This is a genomic window from Dictyobacter kobayashii (assembly GCF_003967555.1).
In the GTDB taxonomy this organism is placed as follows: domain Bacteria; phylum Chloroflexota; class Ktedonobacteria; order Ktedonobacterales; family Ktedonobacteraceae; genus Dictyobacter; species Dictyobacter kobayashii.
Window position 1 is genome coordinate 852598 of record NZ_BIFS01000002.1, and the last position, 16343, is coordinate 868940.

A 16343-nucleotide genomic window follows, 5' to 3' on the forward strand; every position below is an offset into this window, starting at 1 on the left:
ACTCCGCTACAATCAGCAGCCGGGCCAGTCAGAGCATAAGATTATGCCTGGTCTGGTAATGTCACCGGTCCAGTAGATTCCCGCATGACCAATTCTATCGGAGTAATAATGGGTGGTAGCCCGGACGCATGTTGCTCATCCTCCGACTCAATCATACTGATGAGCCGTTGAACAGCAGCCTGCACCATCGCAGCGCGATTTTGTCGAATCGTAGTGAGTGGTGGCTCAGTATATCGACAGAGATTCACATCATCAAATCCAACCACAGAGACATCACCTGGCACACGCAGCCCATGTTGATGCAAGGCACGCAACACACCGATCGCCATCAGATCGCTGCCCGCCACGATAGCGGTAAAGTCCCGTGGCTGCCGTTCTTGCAATAAGGTCAGGGTCGTCTGATAAGCTTCCTCAGTATTCCAGCCCGATGGATAGATCAGTTGGTCGTCGATCGGCAGGCCAGCCTGCTGCAATGCCTGACGATAACCAGTCAGGCGCGCAGATCCAATCGGACCATCCGTCCCCGATATCAAGGTCACGATACGTTGATGGCCAAGTTGAATCAGATGCTCGGTAGCTTGCCGCGAACCCTCCAGGTTATCAGAAGTCACATACGTAGAATTCTTTCCCTGGCTGATGCTATCAATAAACACGGTAGGAATAGCTGCCTCTAGCAACGCTTTGATACGCGCGTCGGCAGGATTCATGGCAACGGCGATAATACCGGCCACGTGGCGCATCTGCAAACTACGAACGTAGTTTTTTTGCGCATAAGGAGATGAAGGAAGAAGCAGATCATAATGGGCGGCCGCGATCTCTTGCTCGACATCGCGCAACATATCCAGATAAAAATAATGTTGCGTCTCACCAAAGCTTGAGAAGACTGTTGATTTCCGGTCGCCATAGAAGAGACAGAGCGCAATAGTTCGTGAGCGCTGTCGCACCAGGCTCTGAGCCACGACATCAGGCTCATAGCCAAGCGAAGCGATTGCCTCCTGTATCCGCTTTCTCGCCTCCGCACTGACACGTGGCGATCCATTGAGCGCCCGCGACACCGTAGCCCGCGAGACACCGGCTAGCCGAGCAACCTGCTCACTCGTCACCATTGGCATTTCCTCCATAGACTGCGTGTACACGTGTACATGTACACGTGTACATAGAATGGCATAAAAAAATACCCCTGTCAAGCCCTTTAATTTTTTACAGGGCTTTTTACTGTTCGTCCAGGGATCACGAGCAAGCGATACGATGTCTACTCTTTCAGGTGTGGAAGGTGGTGGGCGACCACGGCCGCCCACCACACACTCCCAACCCGGCGCCGCAGGCGCCAAAGAGGAACATGAAAAAAACTGTTTTTATGTGCTAAATTGAGTAACCAATGAGAAGATGTCGGCTACCTGCTCGTAAGACAGGTAGGATGTTTATAGTACCTGTTCTGCCAGTTTCCTCTCTGAATAATCTGGCAGAACATAGTTCGAAGCAGCTACACAGCACTGGCTTCAGCAGAGCAGCTAGTAGTTACAGTGCAGCCTCATAGGTTTAACTATAAAACAAATTTATAAGTAATGTATACCCATATTTATGTATTTTTGGGTGTGATGCTTAGAACTGATCAAAAAATGAATAATTTTGAGCCAGCACTTATGATGATTTAGCTATAGTGGTCAGTAAAAGCCGTTAGCAAGCGGGATTTTCTACTGAAGGTTGCAAGACCTCAACACTGGATGGCTGAGGGGATTCAACTAAGGCAGGAGGCTCTGCCAGGCCTGCTAACCAGCCGGTAATATGAAGCCTTTTAAGCAGATGCATGCTTAGCTCGATGGCGGGTCCAATTCCCAGTGCGAAGATCAGCGTGCCAAAGCCGACGGTGCCCCCCAATAGGTAGCCAATCAGCAAAGCACTACATTCAATGGTGGCACGCACAATTGACACACGAAACTTCGTCAACGCGTGTAGGCGCAACATCAAGCCATCGCGTGGACCAGCTCCCATACGAGGCGCAATATATAAGGCTGTCCCCAGGCCCACAATTACCACGCCAAGCACATTTACAGCCAGGCGCAGCAGCCAGGAGGTATGTCCAAGGTCTGGTATCCAACCCAGTCTTAAATCCATATCCACAAATAAGCCAATCAGCAACATATTTAATATTGTGCCAACACCAGGAATAACCTTTAAGAACAGGCTACACACAATGATCACGGCCCCCACCACGATACTGGCGGTCCCAAACGAAAGAGGAGTGTGGAAACTGATGCCCTGATGCAAAACATCCCAGGGGCCCAGACCAAAATCTGAGCGATAAATACAGGTGGTGCCAATTGCATAAAAGAACAAACCTACAACGAGAATGACAAAACGGACCAGATACTTCCAGGAAAAAAATGTACGCCAGGATAAGCCATGCATGAAAAACATCCTTTTTGCTAATCAGAATAGCCTGAATACAATCTCTATATTCAACTATAGAAAACTCTATAACAAGATACAACAGCCAAATAGGGGCTCAAATGACAGCCAATCTGGAAAAGCGCTCCCTCACAACATATGATAATTCTCTTCCATTTTTCTGTAACATAGATGATAATAGATATAATCACGCAAATAACAAAGGAAGGTCTTTTTACAGATGTCGACAAAAGTGCGGGCCAACCTGAGCGGGGCTCTCTACTCCCTCACCCTGGTACTCCTGGCGATTATAACGACCCTGATCGCGCTCTATATCTCTAATCGCAATTTCAACAATACGTTGATTAATGTCAGCGCTTTTGCAGGAGCTATCATAGCCACCGTAATCCATACATTTCTCTGGTTATTTGCCATTTTAAGTCCACGCAAACCAACGCGCCCCCGAGGTATCCTGATTGGCCTCGGCACAGGATTACTCATCTATCCGATCGCGACCAGCACCCTGGCCATAGCTTTCTCGCACCAGGGTAACCTGGCAACCTGGGTCTGGATCGCACTATTGATGATGCTCTCCAGTGGCTGGTTGATCGCGGCCCTCTATACCATCGCGGACTACATTATGGTCTCACGCCTGCAAAGATTGATGGAGAATATTCAGTCGTCTGCCGATACACAAGCAGATGCTGAAGAGCACGAAACACCCATTAATTAAGCGCGTCCCAAAGATTGTAATCAGAACTAAAGCACGCGGAAAATACTCAGCAATTCCCTTTCTTTTTCTCGTCGGCTAGATGATAATAGATGTATATATAGAATGCATAAGAGAAAGGCGATGCAGCATGTTCCGTCTTCTACAGGCACAAATAAAAAACCTGTTTCTCTCTACATTTCTCATTCTGACAGGATGTCTGGCGACCATACTGGCAACAGCTATCGCATTCAACCCGACCATGAATCGCACAGCTATTATTGCCGTTGGATATGGAGCTGAAGCTACAACTATTATCCATATGCTACTCTGGATGCTCGTTATGCTCATCCCACAACGCGTAACCCTGATCCGTGGCGTCCTGGTAGGCTTACTCGCAGGCCTCGTTATTTATCCACTGGCGGTCCGGGGATTAGCCACGCTCTTAAGCCAGGATGGTACGCACCTGGCACAGATTGATCTCAACGCCTATCGTGTCTGGCTGAATACAGTAACCTTAGATAGCACACTTAAAAGTGCTGGTCCAGTGGCTATTATTTATGCACTGGCTGATATCGTATTGACAATCTGGCTGGAAAAATGGGTTCATTATATCCAAAACAGAGGTGGCTCAACTAACATGACTATATCTGTCAAAGATTAAACCAGCTAACGACAAACAAGCCAGTCAGGAGACACGAGCATCCATATAATTTTTCAAGGCTGCAAGGATGCGCTCATTCTCCTGCCGGATAAGGCGTATCAGTACAACTTGCAGCACAAAGAACAGGCCACCGACATGGAGGGTCAATTCCCTCTTGACTCGCGTTCCCTCTGCGATCGGCTCTAATGTATAGCGTGTGGTAATATCCAGTTTACTGGCCAAAAAAGAGCGGCGCTGTGGGCTGGTGGTTTGACGAAAAACGATCTTCCTGGCTGGCTCCAGCTCAATAATTTCGCCTTGCATCACACTTGATGGGCCGCGATCAACATATGTTGTTCCCACACGTATCGGATAGTCCGAGGTCAAGGTCGTCTCTGAATGCATATTGGAAGACGGCAGCCAGACTTTATAGCCGGTCAGATCCAACAGCACTTGATAGATAGCTTCTGGCTGGCGCTGAATAACTGTCTGAAAACGCAATTTTGGCATTGGCATTATCCTCATTCGTTTGATAGAGAGAAAGAAAATGAATTCTCCTATTGAAAGGTATCACAGTTTGCTTCTCTATATCCACTTTTGAGTAGATACAACCGTAGTTGCAAACCTCTGCGGTCGCTTAAAAGTGACCGTGGATTTTGGGCACCGCGTGGGCCGGGGTGTGAGAGATGAGGGGCCGAGCGGCGGGGATACGGGGCTCCACTACCGGTGGAGCAAGCGACCGCAGAGGGTCGCACCTACGGTGGGTCGCACCGAGGGTCGCACCTACGGTGGGTCGCACCGAGGGTCGCACCTACGGTGGGTCGCGCCGGGTGTTTTTAATTCATGCGGCGCACGTCTCGCTCTGATATGGGGCCAATCTGTGCTAACCGGGTAGGGTTGGTACCTGTAGCGGTGGCTTTGGGTAGGGATTGTTCAAGGGTTGGAATGGGATCGGCCGTACATACGCTGGCAGGTTGATTATTGGTCGCCACACAGATAGCCGCTGTGAGCGTATTGGCCGCGCCAACCACACCCCGCGAGATATCACTGTTGGAATCGATAATCCCTGTAGCAATGTCCTGATAAGATTTGCCAGTGAGGACCGTACCGGAGTAGTATGCGCCAACGGAGATAAATTGATTTCCAATCGACATGAATGGAATGCCTGCTTGTTGTACATATGGTGCCCTGGCATATTGATCGACAATCTTCTGATCGTCGGGTGTTAATGCTTCCAGTTGCTGAGGATTAGGCGAAGTATTATCATTAACCTCTTTGGCTTCAAAGTAGATATAGTCGCTGTGATAACTCGATTTATAGAATGAGAAGGTAGGAACCTGGCCCTCGGCCGAGAGAATAGGTGTCAGAGGGCTAAAACTACCAAAGCGACTCAAAGCCGTAATCACCGCCCAGCGTTGAGCTGCGCAAATAGGACAAAATTCGCCGCCCATATAAAAAATTTCGGGTTTGCCATTGGGACCCTTCAATACAGGAGTGCTTTTTACCGCTGACAATTGACCACTAAACGTTCCCTTATTAACACGCGAGAAGACATCTGGCTTCACCGTGGTAATGGTCTTAAAAGCGGCATCGCTACCGACTTTTGCTTGCTGCGCCTCCTGATTGGCCACAAATATAAAGCCACCCACAATTATAGCCACCATAAGCACAATGCCACCCACAAGCCACCAGCCGGATCGGTTTGAACCCTGTCGCTGGCGGCCACGCGACTGCCGCTCCGTCCTGGATGGTGTCGAACGCTGCTGACGTATCTGCTCCCGGCGCTGCGAGGCCGAACGTTGCTTTTGCTTAGCCATAAAGATCCCTCTTTTCAACAAATTTTCTTGCTGCACATGCAAATATATTAAAATTGTAACACGAAAAGGCATAAGGCTAGCCAGAAATGACAAAGAGTAGGAAATTTAATCCCGGTCAATAGTCACGGACCTGAATAGATTGCGCTTTTTACGCTCATAGCTTTTTAGAATCCAGAACGAGCAACCCTGAACAAGCAGAGCTGTCACGATCGCACCGGTAAAGGTCAGGGCTAATCCCCAGGTGGGCAGATACTGTGCGATAACCAGAAAGAAGGTCGCAAAAGCAAAGGCCCCAAAGATTAAACCATGTAAGACGCGCCGCGCCGAGCCCGCGTCCTGGAAATGATGTGCGAAGACGGCAAGGATGGTAGCAAATAATGGAAAGGGAGCAAGCAGGCCGCTCAAAACAGGTCCCAGTAGATTGGCACTGGCAGTCAAAAGCAGGACGAAAATGGTGGCCGTCACCATACGGCCCAGGATTTCCCAGCGGGAAGAGGAAACTGTTTGACTGGCATTGGCACTGGCTATTTCTCGTGGAAACAACACCAGGGTCAGGAGCAAAATACAGACAACGCCGATAAATGAGACCAGTAGTGGCAATTGGAGAGGCATTAAGAGAAAGGTGGCAATAGCAAAAACCAGCCAGCCAATCAATAATGAGATTGGCCAGTTGAACTTCCAGGAGCTCCAACTATAGGCCAGACAAAACGCGGCCAGCGAAACGACGCCCAGCAATGTTCCATGAGCAGCATGCGACGCAAAAAAGCTACCGTGCTCTAACGCCAAAAACACAGAGATAGGGCCCGCGGTCAAAGGGAGTCCTATCAACCAGCCACTCACCTGTGATCCCCAGCGACGCCCTACGGCACTCACCACACCGGTAAAAAAAGGGGTCAAGATCAATTTCAGGATCAGCAACATATCAGTGTTGAGCAAGCTGCCATTCCTCTTTGGTGAGGCTCCATCGTAGCATATCGTCTTCGGGCGGCTCGCGCTTCATACCGAGCTTTTCCAGTACGCGAATAGAGCCCTGATTATCAGGCAAGCAATCAGCAATTACTTTATGCACATCGCCCCGCTCAAAAGCCCAGGCCACCAGAGCCCGCGCCATCTCAGTCGCATAGCCTTGATTCTGATAAGCGGGCAGTATATTGTAGCCCAGGTCCACCGTTCCTTCCTCATCAGGTCCACCCTTCAACCCCATCGCCCCAATCAACACACGCTCATCGCCCTCCAGCACAATGGCACCGTCCCATGCTTCATGGTCAGGTTCACGTTCAAAACCATCCAGCAATAGTGGTAATACAGGCTCAAAATCGGGGCCCGGCCAATCTTCAGGAACCTGAGCGACCAGAATCTTCGCCATTTCGCCACGATCATAGAAAAAGAGCCTGATTAGAGACGCAGTCAGAGGTACCAGGGATAAACGCGAGGATTGTACATCCATCATATAAAGTATTCCCCTTCAGCATTAGTAAATACACATATGTCATTCGAACAGATACGCGCTAGCCACGGGCCACCATAACGTCTGAAGTATACCATATGTCTGAACTTCCTTTGAAGAAAAAGTTTAGAAGAGAATAAAGCTTTACAAAAAAGCAGCGACTCCACTAAAAGTGTTTTAAGCGGCACTGACTACAATTGTACATGCCACTAATTGCCCAGTAACCCCTTACGATAGGCAGCTGGCGAGACGCCAGTATGACGAGCGAAGATGCGCGAGAAATAGTGGCGACTCCCAAAACCATGCTGGGTCGCAATCTGCTCAATACTGGCATTGGTGAGCAGCAGTTGTTGCTCGGCCCGCTTAACACGCTGCAGTTGAATGTAGGCATTTGGCGTTTGCCCTACACATTCGCGGAAACGGCGACTAAAATAATCGACATTCATATGGCAAAGCCTGGCCAATTCTTTACAGAGTAAAGGTTCAGCCAGATGGGTATCAACATACTCAATGGCAGGTAGGACCGGCTCTAAAGCGGTCATCAATTGAAAATAGCGCTGCAAAGTAGCCACTGGTATCTGTTGTAAATATTGAGTCAGCCCCGTGTAGAGGATAGCCTTCAGGCGCAACTCCAGGACCAATCCCTCCTGCTTTTGCGCTTCCATTTCTTGAATACAGGTCTCTACCATCTGCACTAATGATGGAGTAGCGGGCAGACAAATAGGGGAGGCAAAGACTTCACGATAAATAATGGGTGAAAGGCCAAGTACATCAAAATGCACAAAAAAATGTTTGAGTGGATGGGCCAGCTGGGCGCTAAAACGTACTTCAGCTGGAATGACATAGAGTTTTCCGCCCGCTAGCGGATAAGAGGCGCCTTGATAGCCTAACAAGGCGCCATCATCATTATTCATGTAGAAACGCCAGAAGTGGCTCTGCACCAATGGGAGCCGCCACTGCTCCGGTCGTAGCAACAGGACATGATAGTTGAGGAGCCGGATATGAATTGTATCAGTCATCTATCGATCTGCCTCCAATTTATAGCCATAGTCTATTCTCATCATTTCACTAACGCCTCGCACCTGCGGCGCTCAACATTGTTTTTGTAGTGTGGTGTAGAAAATGCGCCGAGGCGCATTTTCTACACCACACTACAAAAACAGCTCGGGCGCGCCAGCGCACACCCGCACAGGAACTATAAAATTATACAAGCAAACGGGAATCAGGGAAAAAAGAGAGAAGTCGGGATAAGACACAAATAGTTCGGATCTCAGGATAGGATTTAGAGTCAAGAAAAGGTTATCTTTACAAGAGAACAACGCCACAGCGTTCTTCACACAATAAAGGTAAACATGATGAGGAGGTCTCGAAGATGAGCGAGCTGCGACAACAAATACTCATTCTGCATCTAGCTTCGTCCGATCTGGCATCCGCCACGATTGCCTGGGCGCTCTATGATGGGGCCAGCGCAGAGGATGCGTTACCAATGCAGTCTGGTGATGAAAAAGAGCCGCCCTATGCATCTGTGCTGGCAGCGATGCGCGCGGGCTGGAATGTAATCCAACTGGCAGTGCTGCCACAGATAGTACCCGGACATGAGCACGAAAGCGGCAATCTGCCCTATGAATATGTCCTGGAACGAAAGGTGGCGCTTCATGAGTAAAGTAGAACGACATCATCTGCTAACGGCAGAACAAATGGCACGTTTTACTGACGGCTTTCTAATAGTGGAAAATATTGTACCCAAAGATTTGAATGCCGCGGTACTGGAGGCAGAGAGAAGTTGGGATGGACCAGGCTATAATTTCTGGCACCAGACTGATGTGCTGCGCCAGGTCTTTGAGGAGCCACAGGTAAAGGGAGCCATTCAGAGCTTTGTGGGTGTCAACCCGGTCTATGATCATTCATTCCTGCATATTGTCAAAGCCAGGCACCTGAAAGCTCAGGAATGGCACGCTGACTCGATCATTGATGTACGTCCCTATGCATTCGATGTGCAGGCCTTCTATTTTGCGCACGACGCGCCGGCAGAAATGGGGCCAACCCTGGTTTTACCAGGCTCGCACCTGCGCAAAACCAACACGGCCAGCATTGCCCGCTATAAAAATATCGTGGGACAACGGCAGCTAGAAGCTAGCGGTGGCACCATCGTCTTTATGCACCACGGCATCTGGCACTGCGCCCAGCCAAATCGAACCGATCAGACGCGCTATGTCTTTAAGCTACGCCTGCGTCCCGGGCAGGTCCAACGAGGGCTCTTCAATACCGACGACTATACCAGTCCCGAAGTGGCCCAGATTATCCAAAAGGGATACCAGGCCTGGCAAGGCAATGAGGCACGGCTTGAGCATATGCAGCGAGCCAAACTCTGGCGCTATGTGACGGGCGACGACAATATCGATGTCTCTTTTGAAAATGCGCTCACCCGCATGTCAATCCATTCTTAAAAAAAGAGATAAGAAGTTATCTTGTGTGGTGCAAAAATGAGCGCAAAGCGCATATTTTGCACCACACAAGATAACAGTTTCAGGCGTATCTTAAGAGGAAACTACATTAAAAAATTACAATCCTAGCTTCCACTTAGCTTGACCGGGATTATCTGAGAATTCATTAGCGACCGGGTTCCAGCTAATAGTGGCTCCATGATCATTAATCGGCACCTCAAATATCAGATTACCTTCAACGTTCTGGCCAGGATCTAAATCACCAAAACTCAGCTGGGTATCGTAGTTAGTAGGTACAATATACGAATGGGTCGTCGACTTACCATCTGAAGTCAGCAACTTGAAATCAAGAGGATTATAGTGCTGCTTCTCACTGCTATGGTTGACAATTTTAACATGGAATTGCACAAATTGTGTGCCCGCCTTGGGCTGTGCATAGTCATCACCTGGAATGATCTTCACCTGAGACAGGGTGCAGTCCACATTCTGCAGGGTCCGTACCTGACCACTATCTCCACCACTGACATTTTGTCCACCTGTAGGAGTAGGAGTATTCGAGTCTGTAGCAGTTGGAGTTGCGTCACTGGGGTTGCATAGGTATAAGGTGTGGTAGTAGCCACTGATTGCGTAAATTTCGTCATGGCATTCGCAAATATCGCACAGGACGCAATGAGAGCAACCAGTAGTACACCGACAATCCCCAATGTAACCCAGAGCCAGGTTCGATTCTTCTTAGGTGCAGGTGGATAACCTGGATAGGGTGGAGTGCCCGCCGGAGGGTTATAAGGATCTGTCGGCGCATACATCCCACCAGGATTCGGTTGCCCAGACTGCGGATAAGTTCCAGGCTGTGGATAAGGTCCAGACTGCGGATAAGGTGACTGCGGGCTATAAGGCGATTGTGGCATATAATCAGGCGCGCTATTACCACCGGTAGAAGGTGGAGGATAACCCGGATTCCCTGGATAAGAAGGGGGAGCCGCCTGCGTCGGTTCGTAAGGTGATTGAGCCGCCTGCGTCGGATCATACTGAGGATATTGGGTATAATTATTTTGCTGCGGCTGTTCAGGATTCTGATTCATGAGAAAGTTATAATCCTCTCCAATAATAACAAAGCAACATAATTTAGAACGGCGTGGCCATACATTATTATGTTTCAATCACTTTGTAGTATAACTGAATGCAACGATGAAGACAAGCAAATATCAGGGGATAGCACAGATAGCTATCAGGTGTTTTTTATAGGGTGCGATAGCTCTCTAGCGGCACAAACTTTCAACTTTCTATTCCTGGAGAGATGGGATAAAATGGAAATCACTATCATTGTGGAGGTGAAGATTTTGGCATCCGAAACTGCCTGGTGGGAAACACTTTTTGTGGTGCTCGATAAACTAGGGAGCATAAAAGCTGACTATACATTAATAAGATCGTCCGCGCTGTTTGCCCAGGGCATCGTGACGCAACAGGATCAGGCTGCGCCCGATCGCCTGGAGTTATCCATTCAATGGGACCTGGCGCAGCGTGTTTATGAGGTATTTGGCGCACAGGAAGAGAAAAATCGCCGGGCAGACTGTGAAAGCTTCCAGGTTCACTACCAGAATTTAACTATAACTTTCTATGCCTATTTAAATACAGTAGTGGTAACGGATCCCGATCGCTTAGAAATAGTGCATACAAACAGAACTATCTGGGTAAAGGGATTGGACTACTATCTACACTCTCTCCCCAGGGAGCATCCAGATAGCCGGGCCCTCCAAAACTATTTTCGTCAGTTGCAGCAACACAATAGCCAGCTCAACCAGGCCGCCTGGAATCAAGCAGCCTATGATGCCTGGATACAGCGCCATGGTCCTCCACAGGTACTGGCAGAGCGCATTAAAAAGGACCCCCTGGCACGATTGGCCTCGCTCAACAAATATCTACCCGCTATTGAAGGTAAAAAAATCATCAACCTGCTGGGCTCACATGGGACCAAAGCCATCGCACTGGCCGTATTGGGAGGCCAGGTCACCATCGTGGATATCTCGCAAGAGAACGCGCAATATGCCCATGAGGTTGCAGCCGCAGCCGGGGTTCAACTACGCTACATAGTAGCTGATGTCCTCAACCTGCCCACAGAAGAATTAGACCACAGCTATGAGCTTGTCTTTATGGAGCTTGGAATCCTGCATTACTTCGTAGATTTAGCCCCGCTGGCCCAAACAGTAGAGCGCCTACTGCGTCCTGGTGGGCGCCTAATTTTACAGGATTTCCATCCAGTCTCAACCAAATTGCTCAAATCGAGCAGCAAAAAGCACAAGGTAAGCGGCAATTATTTCGACAAAAGCCTGCACACAACCAATGTAGCCTTCAGCAAACATTTAGCAGCTGAAACACACAAAGCCTCCCAGCAAGTCTACCTGCGCTATTGGAGCCTGGGCGAAATTGTCACCGCCTTCGCGGAAGCAGGCCTCTTCATTCGTCGTCTGGAAGAGGAACCCAACAGCAAAATCGACGACATGGGCATCCCAAAGACCTTTACCCTGGTGGCCGAACGCTTGCCAGTTTCGGTAAGCGATTGAATAGCAACCAGGCGATTAGTTGCGGGTAAAGAGGGCAGGGCGACGATGGGTCAGGGCTGGGAGCGTCTGGCGCGCCGCCAGCAGGCGCTGCGGGTCCATCTCAGCATAGAGCAGACATTCGCCTTCAGTCCCCTCGGCCAGCACAACCCCGAGCGGATCGAGCAGCAAGGAGCGGCCCAGATAATTATTGCCAACCTGATCGCAGGCAAACATATAGGCGGTATTTTCAATCGCCCGCGCCGCCACCAGATGCTGCCAGTGCATCTCTTTGAGCGCGCCTATCACCCAGGCCGAAGGCATAACAAAGAAATCCACCCCCTGCTCAGCCTGATAGCGCGCAATCTCAGGAAAGCGCAGCTCATAGCAGACGAACAATCCCATGCGTCCAAAGGGAGTCTCCAGGGGCGCGAATAGCTGCTCACCACTGGCAAAGACATTTGATTCTTGAAAGCCAAAGGCATCATAGAGATGGGTTTTACGATAAAAAGCGAGCAGACTCCCGTGATCATCGATCACCACCGTGGTGTTATAGGTCTTGTGGGAAGTTTTATGGGCAGTCTCCGTCTCCAGCATACCGCTCACCACCCAGATACCTGCTTGCTCGGCAGCGCGACGCAGGCCAGAGACATAAGCGCCATCCAACGCTTGCGACACCCCGCGAGCATAGGCGGCATTAAAGTTCTCCTTTGCCAGCAAAGCCATAAATATTTCAGGAAAAACGATCAGCTGTGCTCCCTGGCTAGCGGCTTGCTTGATAGTATCAATGGCCCGGACTAAATTTTGCGCGGGATCGACATTAGACTTCAACTGGGCTACCGCAATACGTGTAGTCATCTCACAAAACCTCCCAATTCAGGGCTGGTCCAGATCATCAGAAACGGAACCAGCCCACATTTGACTAGAGACGAGTCCAATCAAAAAGCACGCCCATCGCGGTCGCACGCTCCTCGCGCAGTAATCGATACGCTTCAGGAGCGTCAGTAGGAGCATAACGATGAGTAATTAAATCGTTGACACGTAGATCACCACGTCCAACATAATCAAAAAACAACTCACCCATACGCAAATGAGACCAATAGGCATGGCTGGTTGAAACAGTGGGCGGATTATTATCATGAGCGCCAATAATGGTCAGATCGCGAGTAATGACGTCTCCCGTTAGATGCTGGGCAGCAGGATTGCCAGTATCGCCCAATAAAATAACCCGGCCAAAATTGCGGGCCAGGCCCAGGGCCAGCGGAAAGACTGGAGCCGCCCCTGTCACATCATAAACGATATTGACGCCTTTACCCTCGGTGAGGTTTAAAACATGCTCACGCGCCTCAGCGACCCCCATAGGCAAAACCGTAGTCGCGCCATGGCTACTGGCCAGTTCCAGGCGTTTCTCAGCCACATCGATCGCGATAACCTGCTGCGCCCCCAACAACCTGGCATACTGTACCACCAATTGTCCTAGCAGTCCCAGGCCAATCACCGCCACGGTATCGCCCAATTGATGCTGCGCCCGGCGCACACCATTCTGCACAATCGTAGCCAGATGAAACCAGGCCGCATCCTCATCCGATACCGCATCAGGAATGTGATAAACAATCTCTTTACCCGATACCACCTTATATTGATTATGCGTCAGCCGCAAGGCAACGCGCTCCCCCTCACGCACATGCTGTACATCCTTACCCACCGCAGCCACGCGACCAACCAGGCTATAACCAGTATGAAAAGGATATTTAACCCAGTTATCCCAATGGGTACCTGGCTCAAAAAGCCGCCCCAAACAAATACCTTCAGTACCAGTGCTGATCAAAGACTTCGTAGATTGCAGCAAAAATTGATCTGGACCAACTTCAGGTATCGCTTCATTATAAACTTCCACCTGATTTTTTCCAGTGAAAACAATATTTAATGATTGCACACAATAACTCCTTACCAGCTCAGTGTAAAATACATTTAAATAGCTAATTACCAATATAACATACAGCTGCGTATACTGGTATGGCTATAAAGAACATGAAGGAAAGCCACAAATTAGAATCATTTTTTCTGCTTGCTTTTTCTTCAATTTTGAGAGGGTTATTATGTCATTTCGCCAATTGCCTCCGGAGGCACTACGAATATTGAAACAATATGGGGCTGCGCCACGCTTGATTGCGCATTTAACGGTGGTGCATGATGTGGCGTATACGCTTACACAATTGCTGCTGGATAGCTGGCCTGAGCTGGCATACGACCGAGAGGCGGTTCTGCTGGGGAGCGCGCTGCATGACATTGGAAAGACAATGCATACGGCTGAATTGTCGGGTCCGGGCACTCAACATGAAGAGGTGGGGCCTCAATTATTGCTGGCAACGGATCTGCCCGTTGCATACGCGCGTTTTGCCCGTACACATGCCCGCTGGCAAAACGAGCCAGGGATAACACTAGAAGATATGCTGGTCGCATTCGCAGATACGATCTGGAAGGGCAAACGCGACGCAGACCTTGAGCAAGGGTTAGCTGGCCAGATTGCGCAGCATACACATCAGGAGCGCTGGGAGATCTATATGCGGCTGGACGATATCGCCAGTGCATTGGCCCGGGACGCTGATGAACGTATCCTCTGGCAAGGCCAGCATACCATCTAGTTATTATCGCAACAGGCAGGCAAATATAAGATCCGGCTAACTTAGCTTTACAATGGTTGGCGTCATGTAAGGGAACATCGGGAAAGTGGACAGATATTGCCGCACCTGCTCTTCATTATCACCGTTAACGATCAGCCAGGCTTGAGGGCGCGCGGCATCAGGGGCACTGAGATATAAAGTGTCTATCAAGCCTTGTGCTTTGCCCTCAACCACATGTTGACGCTCCTGCTGCACTAATTTTCCTACCTCAGCCTGGGAACCTTCTTTGAAGGTAATGTCAATCATCCATTTCATGTATGGTCACTCCTAAAAAATATTGTTCAAGACCAGCAAATTAGTAGATATGGCACACAGCATCGTTGCAGTTATTATGACGCCACGCAGAGAAATTTCGGGGATACCAGATATGCGCGCTCCCCTGGAGCTTCTCTACGTAGCTTTAAGCAATCAGGCGATGATGTTAGCGGCGAGCAATCTCTTTATCGCGAATGCGTGGTAAGTTATACCAGATAGCGTCACAGGCACGCAATTCTTCTTCGTCCAGGGTCAAGCCAACGCCACCCAGACTCTCTGTGAGCTGTTCAGGTCGGCTAGCACCAAGAATAGCTGAAGTAACACCAGGCTGGGACAATACCCAGGCCACAGCTACGTGGGTCAACTGCTTACCACGACCCTGCATAAATTCTGCGAGTTGTTTCACCTGCTCATGAAGGGCTTCATTCCAATAACGGCGACGATACAAGTCATTGGGATTCTTTGACTTGAAGCGCGTGCCCGTCTCCGCTTCTGGCTTCTCCACATAGCGACCAGTCAATACACCAGCGGCCAGCGGATTATACACAATCACCCCAACGCCGTGCTCCTGGCACAATGGCAATAACTCATCTTCGATCATGCGAAAAGCCATATTATAGCGAGGCTGCACACAGACGATACGCTCCAGCCCATTAACTTTACTGGTCCATAAGGCATCAGCCAGGCGCCAGGCAGGAAAGTTCGAGCAGCCAACATAGCGCACCTTACCAGCACGCACCAGATCATCCAATGCCCGCAAGGTCTCTTCAAGAGGTACCCCGGCATCAAACTGGTGCACCTGGTAAAGATCGATATAATCGGTCTTTAAACGGCGCAAACTGGCCTCACAGGCCGCAATGATATGACGGCGGCTTAAGCCCTGATCATTTGGATACGGCCCCATCTTACCATAACACTTTGTAGCCAGCACAATACGATCGCGTGCATTGCGCTCACGCAACCAATTCCCCACAATCTCCTCGGTCACCCCCACCAGAGCCTTCTCACCACCAGGATAGACATCGGCCGTATCAAAAAAATTGATCTCACCCTGCTCAGCCGTATCCATAATCTCAAACGCCGTCGCCTGGTCCGCCTGATTGCCAAACGTCATTGTACCCAGACAAACCTCACTCACCTTCAGACCCGTACCACCAAGACGTTTAATCTGCATAACTTACTACTCCTTCACTACTATACCGTATGCATAGACAATAGAGCGTCTCATCTCGATGAGGCACTATGTTATCTTACACGAATCATCAACCACATGAGTAGTATCGCCTCATCAAAAACAAGAGTATCTTGCCGCACAACTTTTTCTTTTTGAACACTGCTCCAGACAACCTGACGTGAATAACCAGATAGTTATAATCTTTTTATCACAAAAATTGTCTTACTCCAATTAAAAATTTTTTA

General features: G+C 49.5%; 19 protein-coding genes. 6 read left to right on the top strand and 13 right to left on the bottom strand.

The window, feature by feature from the left end; genetic code table 11:
- Positions 1-41: 41 nt before the first annotated feature.
- Together EL645_RS30440 and EL645_RS30445 are read right to left on the bottom strand one after the other, a co-directional pair.
- A complete protein-coding gene (locus tag EL645_RS30440) occupies positions 42-1106 on the bottom strand; it encodes a LacI family DNA-binding transcriptional regulator (RefSeq protein ID WP_126555846.1) in 1065 nt (354 codons plus the stop codon).
- A 571-nt stretch (positions 1107-1677) separates the two neighbouring features.
- Positions 1678-2409, bottom strand: coding sequence for a YczE/YyaS/YitT family protein (locus EL645_RS30445; protein ID WP_126555849.1), 732 nt, complete (start codon positions 2407-2409; stop codon positions 1678-1680).
- Between the two features lie 220 nt (positions 2410-2629).
- On the opposite strand from EL645_RS30445, the gene EL645_RS30450 reads away from it, so the two are divergent.
- Positions 2630-3121 (top strand): hypothetical protein, encoded by a 492-nt coding sequence (locus tag EL645_RS30450; protein ID WP_126555851.1) that lies wholly within the window; start codon positions 2630-2632, stop codon positions 3119-3121.
- Positions 3122-3248: 127 nt separating this feature from the next.
- Positions 3249-3761, top strand: a complete 513-nt coding sequence (locus EL645_RS30455; protein ID WP_126555854.1) for a hypothetical protein — start codon at positions 3249-3251, stop codon at positions 3759-3761.
- Between the two features lie 24 nt (positions 3762-3785).
- Here EL645_RS30455 and EL645_RS30460 read toward each other — a convergent pair whose 3' ends face one another.
- The 5 genes from EL645_RS30460 to EL645_RS30480 all read right to left on the bottom strand — a co-directional run bounded on the left by EL645_RS30460 (position 3786) and on the right by EL645_RS30480 (position 8023).
- Entirely contained in the window at positions 3786-4250 is a 465-nt protein-coding gene (locus tag EL645_RS30460; protein ID WP_161977818.1) for an SRPBCC family protein, read from the bottom strand.
- A 326-nt stretch (positions 4251-4576) separates the two neighbouring features.
- On the bottom strand, positions 4577-5557 hold the full coding sequence (locus EL645_RS30465) for a DUF929 family protein (protein ID WP_161977819.1): 981 nt from the start codon (positions 5555-5557) through the stop codon (positions 4577-4579).
- A 105-nt stretch (positions 5558-5662) separates the two neighbouring features.
- The gene (locus EL645_RS30470) at positions 5663-6493 is read right to left on the bottom strand and encodes a hypothetical protein (RefSeq protein WP_126555861.1); all 831 of its coding nucleotides are present in this window, start codon (positions 6491-6493) and stop codon (positions 5663-5665) included.
- Entirely contained in the window at positions 6480-7007 is a 528-nt protein-coding gene (locus tag EL645_RS30475) for a GNAT family N-acetyltransferase (RefSeq protein WP_126555864.1), read from the bottom strand. The genes EL645_RS30470 and EL645_RS30475 overlap by 14 nt, the downstream gene beginning before the upstream one ends.
- A 206-nt stretch (positions 7008-7213) precedes the next feature.
- Complete coding sequence (locus EL645_RS30480; RefSeq protein WP_126555867.1) at positions 7214-8023, bottom strand: AraC family transcriptional regulator; 810 nt, start codon at positions 8021-8023, stop codon at positions 7214-7216.
- 353 nt (positions 8024-8376) lie between these two features.
- On the opposite strand from EL645_RS30480, the gene EL645_RS30485 reads away from it, so the two are divergent.
- A complete protein-coding gene (locus tag EL645_RS30485; protein WP_126555870.1) occupies positions 8377-8667 on the top strand; it encodes a hypothetical protein in 291 nt (96 codons plus the stop codon).
- Complete coding sequence (locus EL645_RS30490; RefSeq protein WP_161977820.1) at positions 8660-9451, top strand: phytanoyl-CoA dioxygenase family protein; 792 nt, start codon at positions 8660-8662, stop codon at positions 9449-9451. Before EL645_RS30485 ends, EL645_RS30490 begins: the two co-directional genes overlap by 8 nt.
- 114 nt (positions 9452-9565) lie before the next feature.
- Here the strand turns inward: EL645_RS30490 and EL645_RS43305 are convergent, their stop codons facing one another.
- Both EL645_RS43305 and EL645_RS43310 read right to left on the bottom strand, forming a co-directional pair.
- On the bottom strand, positions 9566-9931 hold the full coding sequence (locus tag EL645_RS43305) for a DUF4352 domain-containing protein (RefSeq protein ID WP_246035634.1): 366 nt from the start codon (positions 9929-9931) through the stop codon (positions 9566-9568).
- Positions 9907-10530 carry a hypothetical protein gene (locus EL645_RS43310; protein ID WP_246035635.1) on the bottom strand — a complete coding sequence of 208 codons (624 nt, stop codon included), beginning with the start codon at positions 10528-10530 and terminating at the stop codon, positions 9907-9909. The genes EL645_RS43305 and EL645_RS43310 overlap by 25 nt, the downstream gene beginning before the upstream one ends.
- 258 nt (positions 10531-10788) lie before the next feature.
- Here EL645_RS43310 and EL645_RS30500 point away from each other — a divergent pair, with 258 nt between their 5' ends.
- Complete coding sequence (locus EL645_RS30500) at positions 10789-12009, top strand: class I SAM-dependent methyltransferase (RefSeq protein WP_218032137.1); 1221 nt, start codon at positions 10789-10791, stop codon at positions 12007-12009.
- 15 nt (positions 12010-12024) lie between these two features.
- Here EL645_RS30500 and EL645_RS30505 read toward each other — a convergent pair whose 3' ends face one another.
- Positions 12025-12843: a carbon-nitrogen hydrolase family protein gene (locus tag EL645_RS30505; protein ID WP_126555882.1), complete on the bottom strand. Its 819-nt coding sequence runs from the start codon at positions 12841-12843 to the stop codon at positions 12025-12027.
- Positions 12844-12907: 64 nt separating this feature from the next.
- Positions 12908-13921 carry a zinc-dependent alcohol dehydrogenase gene (locus EL645_RS30510; protein WP_126555884.1) on the bottom strand — a complete coding sequence of 338 codons (1014 nt, stop codon included), beginning with the start codon at positions 13919-13921 and terminating at the stop codon, positions 12908-12910.
- Positions 13922-14084: 163 nt separating this feature from the next.
- Here EL645_RS30510 and EL645_RS30515 point away from each other — a divergent pair, with 163 nt between their 5' ends.
- Positions 14085-14630 (top strand): HDIG domain-containing metalloprotein, encoded by a 546-nt coding sequence (locus EL645_RS30515; protein ID WP_126555886.1) that lies wholly within the window; start codon positions 14085-14087, stop codon positions 14628-14630.
- Between the two features lie 36 nt (positions 14631-14666).
- Here the strand turns inward: EL645_RS30515 and EL645_RS30520 are convergent, their stop codons facing one another.
- Together EL645_RS30520 and EL645_RS30525 are read right to left on the bottom strand one after the other, a co-directional pair.
- A complete protein-coding gene (locus tag EL645_RS30520; protein WP_126555888.1) occupies positions 14667-14924 on the bottom strand; it encodes a muconolactone Delta-isomerase family protein in 258 nt (85 codons plus the stop codon).
- 166 nt (positions 14925-15090) lie between these two features.
- Positions 15091-16098 (bottom strand): aldo/keto reductase, encoded by a 1008-nt coding sequence (locus EL645_RS30525; protein ID WP_126555891.1) that lies wholly within the window; start codon positions 16096-16098, stop codon positions 15091-15093.
- Positions 16099-16343 lie beyond the last annotated feature (245 nt).

Bases quoted from the DNA above. Each gene is read 5' to 3' on its own strand.
- EL645_RS30520 (WP_126555888.1), bottom strand. From the start codon at position 14,924: ATGAAATGGATGATTGACATTACCTTCAAAGAAGGTTCCCAGGCTGAG.
- EL645_RS30525 (WP_126555891.1), bottom strand. From the start codon at position 16,098: ATGCAGATTAAACGTCTTGGTGGTACGGGTCTGAAGGTGAGTGAGGTT.
- EL645_RS30455 (WP_126555854.1), top strand. From the start codon at position 3,249: ATGTTCCGTCTTCTACAGGCACAAATAAAAAACCTGTTTCTCTCTACA.
- EL645_RS30440 (WP_126555846.1), bottom strand. From the start codon at position 1,106: ATGGTGACGAGTGAGCAGGTTGCTCGGCTAGCCGGTGTCTCGCGGGCT.
- EL645_RS30445 (WP_126555849.1), bottom strand. From the start codon at position 2,409: ATGCATGGCTTATCCTGGCGTACATTTTTTTCCTGGAAGTATCTGGTC.
- EL645_RS30490 (WP_161977820.1), top strand. From the start codon at position 8,660: ATGAGTAAAGTAGAACGACATCATCTGCTAACGGCAGAACAAATGGCA.
- EL645_RS30460 (WP_161977818.1), bottom strand. From the start codon at position 4,250: ATGCCAAAATTGCGTTTTCAGACAGTTATTCAGCGCCAGCCAGAAGCT.
- EL645_RS30465 (WP_161977819.1), bottom strand. From the start codon at position 5,557: ATGGCTAAGCAAAAGCAACGTTCGGCCTCGCAGCGCCGGGAGCAGATA.
- EL645_RS30505 (WP_126555882.1), bottom strand. From the start codon at position 12,843: ATGACTACACGTATTGCGGTAGCCCAGTTGAAGTCTAATGTCGATCCC.
- EL645_RS30515 (WP_126555886.1), top strand. From the start codon at position 14,085: ATGTCATTTCGCCAATTGCCTCCGGAGGCACTACGAATATTGAAACAA.
- EL645_RS30450 (WP_126555851.1), top strand. From the start codon at position 2,630: ATGTCGACAAAAGTGCGGGCCAACCTGAGCGGGGCTCTCTACTCCCTC.
- EL645_RS30475 (WP_126555864.1), bottom strand. From the start codon at position 7,007: ATGATGGATGTACAATCCTCGCGTTTATCCCTGGTACCTCTGACTGCG.
- EL645_RS43310 (WP_246035635.1), bottom strand. From the start codon at position 10,530: ATGAATCAGAATCCTGAACAGCCGCAGCAAAATAATTATACCCAATAT.
- EL645_RS30485 (WP_126555870.1), top strand. From the start codon at position 8,377: ATGAGCGAGCTGCGACAACAAATACTCATTCTGCATCTAGCTTCGTCC.
- EL645_RS30480 (WP_126555867.1), bottom strand. From the start codon at position 8,023: ATGACTGATACAATTCATATCCGGCTCCTCAACTATCATGTCCTGTTG.